2 protein-coding genes are annotated in these 4,415 nt (G+C 42.5%); both read right to left on the reverse strand.

The features are described from left to right. Positions 1 to 2,805 (reverse strand): AAA-like domain-containing protein (locus ACP6PL_RS29575; RefSeq protein ID WP_426548940.1); only part of this gene is annotated, 2,805 nt, incomplete at its 3' end. A gap of 40 nt (positions 2,806 to 2,845) precedes the next feature. After that, positions 2,846 to 4,415: WD40 repeat domain-containing protein (locus ACP6PL_RS29580; protein ID WP_426548941.1), on the reverse strand; the 1,570-nt coding region annotated here is incomplete at its 5' end.

The raw sequence follows: 4,415 nt of genomic DNA on the forward strand, positions 1-4,415 counted from the left end.
GATTAGAGTATGCAACAATTGCCCCTCTTGGCTCCAGAGTTTCACTGTATTGTCATCACTTGCAGTGGCAATAGTCTCTCCATCTGGACTAAATACTGCACCCCAGACCGAATTCTTATGCCCGATTAGAGTATGCAACAATTGCCCCTCTTGGCTCCAGAGTTTCACTGTATTGTCAGCACTTGCAGTGGCAAGAGTCTCTCCATCTGGACTAAATGCTACAGTATTTACAAAACTCTCATGCCCGGTGAGAGTCTGCAATAATTTCCTCTGACAGTTCCAGAGTTTCACTGTTTTGCCACTACTTGCAGTGGCAAGAGTTTCTCCATCAAGGCTAAATGCTACACCATAGACCCAATCTTCATGGCCGGTGAGAGTATGGAACAGTTCGCCCTGACGGTTCCAGAGTTTCACTGTTTTGTCGCCACTTGCAGTGGCAAGAGTCTCTCCATCTGGACTAAATGCTACACCATAGACCCAATCTTCATGGCCGGTGAGAGTATGGAACAGTTCGCCCTGACGGTTCCAGAGTTTCACTGTTTTGTCGCCACTTGCAGTGGCAAGAGTCTCTCCATCTGGACTAAATGCTACACCCCAGACCCAATCTTTATGCCCACTTAAAGTCTGCAACAGATGCCCCTCTTGGTTCCACAATTTCACCGTATAGTCAGCACTTACAGAAGTAATAGTCTCTATATCAGGGCTAAATGCTACACCTATGACCTCATCCTCATGGCCGATTAGAGTATGCAACAGTTCGCCCTGACGGTTCCAGAGTTTCACTGTTTTATCACCACTTGCAGTGGCAAGAGTTTCTCCATCAGGGCTAAATGCTACACCATAGACTGAATTCTCATGGCCGATTAGAGTATGCAACAGTTCGCCCTGACGGTTCCAGAGTTTCACTGTTTTGTCACCACTTGCAGTGGCAAGAGTTTCTCCATCAGAAATAAATGCTACACCATAGACCCAATCTTCATGGTCGGTGAGAGTATGCAACAGTTTGCCCTGACGGTTCCAGAGTTTCACTGTTTTGTCAGCACTTGCAGTGGCAATAGCTTCTCCATCTGGACTAAATGCTAGACCATAGACCGTATCCTCATGTCCCTGAAGACTGTTAAGTTCTCGGTACTTTCCATCATCTATATATATAGCTTGACTCAGAGCATCTATTATCTGCATTTTACTATCTGCTTGAGGTTGGAATATTTGGCTAGGAGGTGGTAGTTGTCTAGCAGCTCTCAAAGCTTGCAACAACCCCTCAAAATATTTACCAGAGTTAGATAATAATTTAGAGATCATACTTTGACCCACTGCTTCCGCTTCTGCCAACTTCAGATCTGCTATCTGCTTCGCCTCTTCTAATATCTGATTTGCTTTTAACTGAGCATCTAATTTGATTTGCGCTTCCAACTTTTCCAATTCGAGCGCCTTTTTCTCCACTTCCTGAGCAGCAGCTAAAAATTGATAGTCGCGATCGCTCAGACTTTTATCTACCGCCCACGTTAAAGCATCTGCCAATGCTTGACCCCGCAACAGTCGCGACTCATCCTTACATCCGGACTCTTCCCAAGCATTAAACGCTTCAGAGTAGGGGCGCAACTTTCCCAACTCTTTTTCCACCCACTGCAAATTAAACACTTCTTGATAAGTGCGGTTAGCAACTTGCAACCGCCCTTCCTGTTTTACGACTAAACCTGTGAGGCGAAGTTCCATTTGTTCGGGGTTGTCGTCTGCTACGATCCCCCCCAACCCCCCCTTAATAAGGGGGGGCTTTTTTTGTTCTGCTTCTAGTCTCCCCCTTTCCAAGGGGGACGGAAGGGGGATATCTTCCCCTTCCAATCGGGACGGAAAAGAGATTAAAATTTGCTGATACAAACCTAATAACCGACTCGCCCGTTTTTCATTTACCAATAGGCGATCGCGTATTGTCTTTAAATGTTCTGGGTCATCATGTACTTGCCAATTGTCTATTATTCTCTGTTTGACCAAATCGGCCACCAATTCGGCCTCTTGGCCATCAGGTACAATTTCTGGACTATTACTAATCAATTTACAAACTTTCTGGGTCAAAAATGGTTGGCCTCCCGTCCAATCCAAAACGGCTTCCATCAACTTATTAATATTGGCAGTTTTTTCAACTAAACCTTGTGCTAATGGCTCCACTTCAGCTAACCGAAAACCTATTAATTTTATCGGTCTACCAATATTAAAAGGAGTGCGTTTTTTCTCCTTAATTAAATCTGCTGGAGTTGCCACACCAATCATGGCAAAAGTCAACCGTTGATAATCTGAATTATCTGCTCGTTTGTTATAACAATCTCGAACAACTGCAAAAAAATCATCAATATTAAAAGGTAAGCTGAGGGTACTATCTATTTCATCAATAAAAATCATAATATTTTGAGAAACAGAGGGCAATAAAATTTCACTAATAAACTTACTAAAACGTTTAACATTAGAAAGTTGACTATTAGCCTCCCACAGTTCCTCAATATCAAAATCATCATCCAAATTTAAGCCAGTCAAAATAGTATCAATAATACTGGCATACCATTCTGAAGGAGTAATATCATAAGTGCCAATTTCTGTCATATCAATAGTGACACAGGCAATATTTTCTGCTTTTAAACGTTGGATAGTTTTGACCCGCAAACTAGATTTACCCATTTGCCGGGAATTTAAAACATAGCAAAAATCTCCATTTTTTAAACCTTGATATAAATCGTTATCCGCTTGTCTGTTGACATAAGTTGTGGCATGAATTGGGAGACTACCACCAATATAATATTCGTAGTTATTCATAGTTAATATAATTAAATAGTTACTTTTAACTGATAACTGTTCACTGAAATAACCCAACACCATCACATAAACGCTTATCGCTTTTACTAACAGTAGGATTATTTTTAAGGTAGTCGCGCATCCAGTTGCAACCCCATTCATGGAGGCGATCAAACTTCCAAACCTTCCATAGTTTTACAGTTTTGTCATCACTGGCAGAAGCAATCATCTTGCCATCAGGACTAAATGCTACACCTCTGACCTTATCCTTATGCCCGGTAAGAGTCTGCAATAATTTTCCCTGACGGTTCCACAATTTTACTGTATTGTCACTACTTGCAGAAGCAATCATCTGGCCATCAGGACTAAATGCTACACCATAGACCCAATCTTCATGCCCTTGCAAAGTCTGTAATAATTTCCCCTGGCGGTTCCACAATTTTACTGTATTGTCACCACTTCCAGTGGCAATAATCTCTCCATCAGGACTAAATGATACACCATAGACCCAATGCTCATGCCCCTGCAAAGTCTGCAAAAACATTCCCTCTTGGTTCCACAATTTCACCGTCTTGTCATCACTGGCAGAAGCAATCATCTTGCCATCAGGACTAAATGCTACACCATAGACCCAATTCTCATGGCCAGTGAGAGTCTGCAATAATTTCCCCTGACGGTTCCACAATTTTACTGTATTGTCACCACTGGTAGAAGCAATCATCTGGCTATCAGGACTAAATGCTACACCATAGACCCAATTCTCATGGCCAGTAAGGGTCTGCAATAATTTCCCCTGATGGCTCCATAGTTTCACCGTCTTGTCATCACTGGCAGAAGCAATCATCTTGCTATCAGGACTAAATGCTACACTATAGACTGAATTATCGTGTCCGGTAAGAGTCTGCAATAATTTCCCCTGACGGTTCCACAATTTTACTGTATTGTCGCTACTTGCAGAAGCAATAGTCTTCCCATCAGGGCTAAATGTCACAACCGAGAGACTATTCTCATGTCCTTCAAGAGTCTGAACCAACTGCCCCTCTTGCTTCCATAATTTTACTGTCTTGTCATCACTGGCAGAAGCAATGATCTTGCCATCAGGGCTAAATACTACACCATTGACCCAATTCTCATGGCCGATGAGAGTCTGCAATAATTTCCCCTGAAGGTTCCATAATTTTACTGTATTGTCACTACTTGCAGAAGCAATTATCTGGCTATCAGGACCAAATGCTACACTAAAGACCCAATTTTTATGGCCAGTAAGAGTTTGCAATAATTTCCCCTGACGGCTCCATAATTTCACCGTTTTGTCATCACTTGCAGTTGCTATAGTCTCTCCATCAGGACTAAATGCTACACCAAAAACCGAATTCTCATGGCCGATAAGAGTCTGCAATAATTTCCCCTGACGGTTCCACAATTTCACCGTTTTGTCATCACTTGCAGTTGCTATAGTCTTTCCATCCGGACTCAATGCTACACTATAGACCGAATTCTTGTGATCGGTGAGAGTTTGCAATAATTTCCCTTGTCGGTTCCACAATTTCACTGTATTGTCACGACTGACAGAAGCAATCATCTGGCTATCAGGACTAAATGCTACACCCCAGACCCAATTCTCATGGCCG

The organism is Dapis purpurea BLCC-M126, from assembly GCF_050015975.1.
Classification (GTDB): Bacteria; Cyanobacteriota; Cyanobacteriia; order Cyanobacteriales; family Microcoleaceae; genus Trichodesmium.